This is a genomic window from Nocardioides sp., assembly GCF_025964975.1.
GTDB lineage: Bacteria > Actinomycetota > Actinomycetes > Propionibacteriales > Nocardioidaceae > Nocardioides.
This window is the reverse complement of sequence record NZ_JAOPXV010000054.1, coordinates 1-7,541: the sequence shown is the minus strand read 5'-3', so window position 1 is coordinate 7,541 and position 7,541 is coordinate 1. Positions and strand designations below refer to the sequence as shown.

The window sequence follows — 7,541 nt, the reverse complement described above, 5'->3', positions numbered from 1 at the left end:
AAGTACGTCGAGCGCCACCACTCGCGCGGCAAGCTGCTGCCGCGCGAGCGGATCGAGCTCCTGATCGACCCGGGCTCGGCGTTCCTCGAGCTGTCGCCGCTGGCGGGCTGGGGCTCCACCTTCAAGGTGGGCGCCTCGGTCGTCACGGGCATCGGGGTGATCGAGGGGACCGAATGCATGATCACCGCCAACGACCCGACGGTGAAGGGCGGGGTCTCCAACCCGTGGACGGTCAAGAAGGTCTTCCGCGCCTCGCAGATCGCGGAGGAGAACGGGCTGCCGTCGGTCTCGCTGGTGGAGTCGGGTGGTGCCGACCTGCCGACGCAGAAGGAGATCTTCATCCCCGGCGGCAAGCTCTTCCGCGACCTCACCCGGGCCAGCGCGCGCAAGGAGCCGACGATCGCGCTCGTCTTCGGCACCTCCACCGCCGGCGGTGCCTACGTGCCCGGCATGTCGGACTACACGGTCTTCGTCCGCGGCGCGGCCAAGGTGTTCCTCGGCGGTCCGCCCCTGGTCAAGATGGCGACCGGCGAGGAGTCGGACGACGAGTCGCTCGGCGGCGCCGAGATGCACGCCCGGGTCTCGGGGCTGGCCGACTACCTCGCCGAGGACGAGCTCGACGCGATCCGGATCGGTCGCCGCATCGTTGCCCGGCTCAACCGGCGCAAGCCTCCCTCGGCTCCCGTCACCTTCGCACGTGTTGCAGGCCCCGCGAACGTTCCATTCCCCCGGGTAGCCGGGGGAACCGAACAAGACTTCGCCGAGCCCGACGCCGACCCTGGCGGCCTACTGGACCTCATCCCCCAGGACCTCAAGGAGCCGTTCGACCCCCGCGAGGTGATCGCGCGGATCGTCGACGGCCGCTCGGCTCGCAACGGCGTCGCCTTCGACGAGTTCAAGCCGTTGTACGGCACCAGCCTGGTCGCCGGCTGGGCGCAGCTCCACGGCCACCCGATCGGGATCCTCGCCAACGCCCGGGGGGTGCTGTTCAGCGAGGAGGCGCAGAAGGCCACGCAGTTCATCCAGCTCGCCAACCAGGTCGACACCCCGCTGCTGTTCCTGCACAACACGACCGGCTACATGGTCGGCAAGGACTACGAGCAGGGCGGGATCATCAAGCACGGCGCCCAGATGATCAACGCCGTCAGCAACAGCACCGTCCCGCACATCAGCGTGATCCTCGGAGCGTCGTACGGCGCCGGCAACTACGGCATGAACGGCCGCGCCTTCGACCCGCGGTTCCTCTTCGCCTGGCCCAGCGCGAAGTCCGCGGTCATGGGTCCCGCGCAGCTCGCGGGAGTCCTGGAGATCGTCGCCCGGGAGTCCGCGGAGGCCAAGGGACAGACCTTCGACGCCGACGGCTTCGCCGGGATCAAGGAACTCGTCGAGAGCCAGATCGAGGAGCAGTCGTTGCCTTACTTCCTGTCCGGGATGTTGTACGACGACGGCGTCATCGACCCCCGCGACACCCGCACGGTGCTCGCCATCTGCCTGTCGGTGATCGAGAACAGACCGATCGTCGGCACCGACCGGTTCGGGGTGTTCCGTACATGACACAGATCAACCGACTGCTGGTCGCCAACCGCGGTGAGATCGCCCGCCGGGTCTTCGTGACGTGCCGTCGCCTCGGGATCGAGACCGTGGCTGTGCACTCCGACGCGGACGCCGGGCTGCCGTTCGTCGCTGAGGCGGACGTCGCCGTACGCCTCGCAGGCAACGCACCGAGCGAGACCTACCTCCGCGGCGACCTCATCATCGAGGCGGCCCGCAGGACCGGCGCCGACGCGATCCACCCCGGCTACGGATTCCTCTCCGAGAACGCTGAGTTCGCCCGGGCGGTCGAGAAGGCGGGCCTGGTCTGGGTCGGGCCGGCGCCGGAGTCCATCGAGGCGATGGGCTCAAAGATCGAGGCCAAGCGCCTGATGAAGGCCGCCGGCGTGCCGATCCTCGAGGCGCCGGCCGAGTCCACCGACAGCGACTTCCCCATGCTGATCAAGGCCAGCGCGGGCGGCGGCGGCCGCGGCATGCGGATCGTGCGTCGGGCCGAGGACCTCGAGGCCGAACTCGCCACGGCCCGGGCCGAGGCAACCAGCGCCTTCGGCGACGGCACGGTGTTCGTCGAGCCCTACGTCGAACGGAGCCGCCACATCGAGGTGCAGGTCGTCGGCACCGTCGTGTACGGCGACCGCGACTGCTCCGTCCAACGCCGCCACCAGAAGGTGGTCGAGGAGGCGCCCGCACCCGGCCTTCGGGACGAGGTCCGCGCCGCGCTGCACGAGGCGGCGCACCAGGCGGCCGCCGCGGTGGACTACCGCGGCGCGGGCACGGTCGAGTTCCTCTACGACCCCGACACCGAGCGCTTCTTCTTCCTCGAGATGAACACCCGTCTCCAGGTGGAGCACCCCGTCACCGAGCTCGTGCAGCACGTCGACCTGGTCGAGCTCCAGCTCGCCGCAGCTGAGGCCGACTGGACGATGGGCTGGCCGGACGCACCCGACGGGCACGCCATTGAGGTGCGGCTCTACGCCGAGGACGCATCGTGGACGCCACAGTCAGGGCGGCTGGTCACCTTGGACATCCCCGCCGACGTTGAGTTCGGACCCTTGGCGCGGGCCGGGATCCGCGTCGACTCGGGCTTCCAGGGCGGCAACGAGGTCTCCGCCCACTACGACGCGATGCTCGCGAAGGTCGTCTCGTGGGCGCCGACCCGGAGTCGGGCGATCCGTCAGCTGGTGACGGCCCTGCGCCGCGCCCGCATCCACGGCGTCGTCACCAACCGCGACCACCTGGTCGAGATCCTGACGTCGGGCGAGTTTGCCGCAGCCGAGGTGACCACCTCGTGGCTGGAATCCAGTCCGCTTGCTCCTGAGTCTTCCGAGGACTCAGGTCGAAGGGGACGGACCGAGGTCGTGGCCGGAGCCCTGATGATGGCGGCCGCCGACGCCGCCCGCCGGACCGTCCAGGCCGGCGTTCCCGCCGGGTGGCGCAATGTCACCTCGCAGCCCCAGCGCACCACGTTCGAGGGCTACGAGCCGGTCGAGTGGTGGGGCACCCGCGACGGCTTCGTCGTCGACGGAACGACGGTGCTGGACCTCTCGCCGACGCATGCGCGGTTGGAGGTCGACGGCGTCGCGACGTACACACGCGGACATTGGTCCGAGACCGCTCCCGGTGCTCCTCGTGAGCTGTGGGTCGACAGCGCGGCAACGTCCGCGTGTCTACGCGAGGTGCCGCGGTTCACCGACCCGGCCGACGCGATCGCCAGCGGCAGCCTCGTCGCGCCGATGCCCGGCACCGTCGTCACCGTCGCCGTCACCGAGGGCGACCACATCGAAGCAGGCGCGGTCGTGCTCGTGCTGGAAGCCATGAAGATGCAGCACACCATCACCGCCCCGGCTGCGGGCCGGGTCGCCCACCTCAACGTCCAGTCCGGTCAGCAGGTCGCCGCCGGCGACGTGCTCGCCGTCGTCGAAGGAGAAGAGACTTGAGCACCTACACGCAACCCGCTTTCACCGAGAGCCCCGAACGCATCGAGCTGCGCAAGCAGGTCGCCAAGCTCGCCGGGAGATTCGGCCGCGACTGGTTCACCGAGAAGGCACGCGCAGGCGAGAAGACGACCGAGCTGTGGCTCGAGATCGGCAAGGCGGGCTATCTCGGCATCAACATCGCCGAGGAGTACGGCGGCGGGGGCGGCGGCATCGGCGACATCGCGGCCGTCTGCGAGGAGCTGTCGGCCCAAGGCTGCCCGTTGCTCCTGATGGTCGTCAGCCCGGCGATCTGCGGCACGATCATCGGCCGCTACGGCACCGAGGACCAGAAGCAGCGTTGGCTGCCCGGCCTGTGCGACGGCACCGGGACGATGGCCTTCGCGATCACCGAGCCGGACGCCGGCACCAATTCCCACAACATCACCACCACCGCCCGCCGCGACGGCGACGGCTGGGTCCTCAAGGGCCAGAAGGTCTACATCTCCGGCGTCGACGAGGCCGACAACATCCTGGTCGTCGCCCGCGCCGAGGACGCCCGCACGGGCAAGCTCAAGGCCTGCCTGTTCGTGGTGCCGACCGACGCGCCGGGGCTGGAGTACTCCCCGATCGCCATGGAGATCGTCAGCCCCGAGCTCCAGTTCCAGGTCTTCATCGCCGACGTCCAGCTCCCGGCCGACGCGCTCGTCGGCGACGAGGACGGCGGCCTCGTCCAGCTCTTCGCGGGGCTCAACCCGGAGCGGATCATGGCGGCGGCCTTCAGCACCGGCCTGGCCCGCTTCGCGCTGGACCGCGCTGCGGCGTACGCGAAGGAACGCACTGTCTTCGAGGCGCCCATCGGCTCGCACCAGGGCATCGCGCACCCGCTGGCGCAGTCCCACATCGAGATCGAGCTGGCGCGGCTGATGACCCAGAAGGCGGCGGCGCTCTATGACGCCGGCGACGACATCGGTGCCGGCGAGGCGGCCAACATGGCGAAGTACGCAGCGGCCGAGGCTGCCTGCGACGCCGCCGACCGGGCGGTCCAGACCCACGGCGGCAATGGCATCACCCAGGAGTACGGCATGGCCGGGCTGCTCGTCGCGACGCGGGCCGGGCGGATCGCCCCGGTGAGCCGGGAGATGATCCTCAACTTCGTCGCCATGCACTCGCTGGGGTTGCCGAAGTCCTACTGACGCGGCCTGACGACGGCGCGTGCGCACGGCGCGGCGGGCATGATGGGGACCATGAGGCGAACGAGCACGGCACTGAGGGGCGCGTCGGTCGTGATCCTCGTCGTGCTCGCCGCCGGGTGCGGGTCGCAGTCGAGCGACCAGGCGAAGGCCTCCGACGTGAGCAGCGAGTCCCCGTCAGAGTCCTCCTCCGAGTCCCCGGCGCCGTCCGTCCCGGTCGAGGTGGCAGTGGCCGACCTGGCGGCGCGGCTCGGGATCGATGCCGCCTCGGTCGAGGTCGTCGCGGAGGAGCCCGTCACCTGGAGTGACGGCAGCCTGGGCTGTGCCGAGAAGGGCTTCGCCTACACCCAGGCCCTCGTCGAGGGCTCACGCATCACGCTGCAGGCCGACGGAGCGTCGTACGAGTACCACACGGGCGGCGCGTCGCAGCGGCCGTTCTGGTGCGAGAGCCCGACCGAGTAGTCAGGTCACCAGGCGGAAGCGGCGCGGTGGGTGGCCGCACACTCGTCGTCCGGGACCAGGACGATCCACAGCCCGACCAGGAACTCCCCGATGCACAAGCAGCGCGTTGCCGGCATCACTCATCATCGCCCGTCGTGTCGGGCGGATCCGCTGGAGCAGACCGGTGGCGTCCGACGTCAAAAAGCGTAGGTGCTCGTCCGGGCGCGCACGGGCGAATCGGGCAATCCCTCCCTGCTGGTCCAGACGGCTCCCGATGACGGGATCGGGCTGTCGGTGCCGCGTGGCAGGCTTGCGTCCATGGCACCGAAGGACCGTCCCCTCGTGCCCGAGGAGTGGGTGCTGCGGCTCGACGCGATCATGAGCCGGTTCCCCGACTGCGCGCAGGAGTCAGCCTGGGTCGGCACCCGGTGGCGGGTGGGATCGGCGACCGTGGCGCACGTCTTCGGCGGCCACACCGACTGGAGCGAGCTCGCCGAGCTGCTGACCGACTCCTACTGCCTGCAGGTGCCGGCGCGGTTGGCCGCCCGGGTGGAGCGTCCGGCCTGACGCGCTGGCGGGACGGGCGCCCAGGCCCCATGATGTCCCCCGTGTACAAGGTCTACCTGCTGCTATGGATCACCGGCCTCGTGATGATGGTCTGGTGCCTCATCGAGACGGTCTCCACCGACGAGTCGCGCATCCGCAACCTGCCGAAGCTGTGGTGGATCCTGCTGATCCTCTTCTTCCCGCTCGCGGGCTCCATCGCCTGGTTGGCGGCCGGACGACCCGCTGTCTCGCCGCCTCGGACCGGCGCCGCCCCGGCGTTCCCGGAGTACGACCGTCCCGGTCGCGCCGTACCCGACGATCCGGAGAAGGACGAGGACTTCCTCAAGAGGGTGCGTGAGCGCGCCGAGCAGCAGCGGCTGCGCTATGAGCAGCAGACGAGGCAGGAGCGGGAGCAGGGCCAGTCCGAGCCTGAGTAGGACGGAGCCGGGGCCGGACCGCCGGGACTTCTTGGAGCCCCGCAGCATGATGGTTGCGTGTTCAAGCTCTCCATCCTGCTGGGCGTCCTCGCCCTGGCCCTGACCGTGTGGTGCCTGGTCGAGGCGATCGCGGCGCCCGAGTCGCGCGTGCGCCGGCTGCGCAAGCCCCTGTGGATCGTGGGGATCCTGTTGCTTCCGGTCATCGGTCCGATCGCCTGGCTCGTGATGGGCCGGCCCTCGCTGGCGGTCGAGCGCGCCGCAGCCGCTGCTGACTTCGCGGAGTTCGAGCGACCCGGCCGTCTCGACCCGGCCAGGCCGGACGACCCGGTCAAGGACGAGGCCTACCGCGAGATGCTGCGCCGCCGCGCCGAGGAGCAGCGCCGCCGCTACCAGCAGCAGCCGAAGAAGCCGGACAACCCGCTGCCCGAGTGACTCGTGCCGGCCGACGACGTCACCGGCGCAGCGGCACGAACCGGTAGCGCCCGTGCTCGGACACGACTGCGCCGGGGTTGGTGACCCGCAGCATCCGACCGCCCACCGGGATGACCAGGACGCCGTTGTCGGCCAGCTGGTCGACAATCTCATCGGGCAGGTGCCGGGCCTCGGCCGAGACCAGGATCCGGTCGTACGGCGCACTGCCGGGCACGCCCAGGACGCCGGTCTCCGCCTGCCCGATCCGAGCCCAGGGCTGGTCGGTGGCCGCCAGGTTGGCCGATCCGAAGGCGACCAGCTCCGGCTCCAGCTCGACCCCCACGACCTCACCTGCCGGTCCGACGAGGTGGGCCAGCAGCGCCGTCGTCCAGCCCGACCCGGTGCCCACGTCGAGCACCCGCTGCCCCGGGCGTACGTCGAGCAAGCACAGCATCGCCTCCACGGTTCGGGGCTGAGAGTTGGTCTGACCGGCCGCGATCGGGAGGGGACCGTCGTGCGATGCCCGTGCCCTCACCTTCCCCGGCAGGAACCGGGCGCGCGGGTGGGCGGCAAAGGCGGCCTCGACGGCGTCCATGCCCTCGATTCTGCACCTACCCCCGCGGCGGCTCTGCTGTTCAGCCGCGCGGCGGCTCTGCTGTTCAGCCGCGCGGCGGCAGCGGGACGAGCATCGAGGTGCGGGCGGCGTACTCCGGATATCCGGGCCGCTGCATCATCGTCCGCTCCAGCAGCCGCGCCCCGGTCGCGAAGGCCAGGAAGTAGGTCATCGCCACGGGCGCGATCGCGGTGAGCAGCGCGGGCAGCCAGCCGAGCGACAGGGCGCCGGCGATCCAGATGCCCCACCAGACGCACATGTCGCCGAAGTAGTTGGGGTGCCGTGTGTAGCGCCACAGCCCCGTCTGCATGACCTGCGGCTTCTCGCCCTTGGGAAGCGCGCGGTAGGCCGCGAGCTGGGCGTCACCGACCGCCTCGAAGACCAGGCCGACCAGCCACACAGCCACGCCCACGCCGACCAGCCACTGCCGGTGCAC

The 7,541-nt window shown here is 70.7% G+C and carries 9 protein-coding genes; 7 read left to right on the top strand and 2 right to left on the bottom strand.

What is annotated here, in order from left to right; translation table 11 throughout:
* From JWN68_RS04110 to JWN68_RS04080, 7 genes are all read left to right on the top strand, one after another.
* The coding region (locus JWN68_RS04110; RefSeq protein WP_297735092.1) for a carboxyl transferase domain-containing protein at positions 1-1,554 on the top strand (1,554 nt) is incomplete at its 5' end.
* Positions 1,551-3,488: a biotin carboxylase N-terminal domain-containing protein gene (locus JWN68_RS04105; protein ID WP_297735089.1), complete on the top strand. Its 1,938-nt coding sequence runs from the start codon at positions 1,551-1,553 to the stop codon at positions 3,486-3,488. The genes JWN68_RS04110 and JWN68_RS04105, both read left to right, overlap by 4 nt.
* Positions 3,485-4,660 (top strand): acyl-CoA dehydrogenase family protein, encoded by a 1,176-nt coding sequence (locus JWN68_RS04100; RefSeq protein ID WP_297735086.1) that lies wholly within the window; start codon positions 3,485-3,487, stop codon positions 4,658-4,660. The genes JWN68_RS04105 and JWN68_RS04100 overlap by 4 nt, the downstream gene beginning before the upstream one ends.
* Before the next feature lie 51 nt (positions 4,661-4,711).
* Positions 4,712-5,119, top strand: a complete 408-nt coding sequence (locus JWN68_RS04095; protein WP_297735083.1) for a hypothetical protein — start codon at positions 4,712-4,714, stop codon at positions 5,117-5,119.
* Positions 5,120-5,416: 297 nt separating this feature from the next.
* The gene (locus JWN68_RS04090) at positions 5,417-5,665 is read left to right on the top strand and encodes a hypothetical protein (protein WP_297735081.1); all 249 of its coding nucleotides are present in this window, start codon (positions 5,417-5,419) and stop codon (positions 5,663-5,665) included.
* A 41-nt stretch (positions 5,666-5,706) separates the two neighbouring features.
* Positions 5,707-6,081 (top strand): PLD nuclease N-terminal domain-containing protein, encoded by a 375-nt coding sequence (locus JWN68_RS04085; RefSeq protein WP_297735078.1) that lies wholly within the window; start codon positions 5,707-5,709, stop codon positions 6,079-6,081.
* Between the two features lie 57 nt (positions 6,082-6,138).
* A complete protein-coding gene (locus tag JWN68_RS04080; RefSeq protein WP_297735075.1) occupies positions 6,139-6,513 on the top strand; it encodes a PLD nuclease N-terminal domain-containing protein in 375 nt (124 codons plus the stop codon).
* Between the two features lie 19 nt (positions 6,514-6,532).
* Here JWN68_RS04080 and JWN68_RS04075 read toward each other — a convergent pair whose 3' ends face one another.
* Together JWN68_RS04075 and JWN68_RS04070 are read right to left on the bottom strand one after the other, a co-directional pair.
* Positions 6,533-7,087, bottom strand: coding sequence for a methyltransferase domain-containing protein (locus tag JWN68_RS04075; RefSeq protein WP_297735072.1), 555 nt, complete (start codon positions 7,085-7,087; stop codon positions 6,533-6,535).
* Between the two features lie 64 nt (positions 7,088-7,151).
* Positions 7,152-7,541 (bottom strand): DUF1295 domain-containing protein (locus tag JWN68_RS04070; RefSeq protein WP_297735069.1); only part of this gene is annotated, 390 nt, incomplete at its 5' end.

Excerpts from the sequence above, each read along its gene's own strand:
- JWN68_RS04105 (WP_297735089.1), top strand. The coding sequence starts at position 1,551 with ATGACACAGATCAACCGACTGCTGGTCGCCAACCGCGGTGAGATCGCC.
- JWN68_RS04095 (WP_297735083.1), top strand. The coding sequence starts at position 4,712 with ATGAGGCGAACGAGCACGGCACTGAGGGGCGCGTCGGTCGTGATCCTC.
- JWN68_RS04090 (WP_297735081.1), top strand. The coding sequence starts at position 5,417 with ATGGCACCGAAGGACCGTCCCCTCGTGCCCGAGGAGTGGGTGCTGCGG.
- JWN68_RS04075 (WP_297735072.1), bottom strand. The coding sequence starts at position 7,087 with ATGGACGCCGTCGAGGCCGCCTTTGCCGCCCACCCGCGCGCCCGGTTC.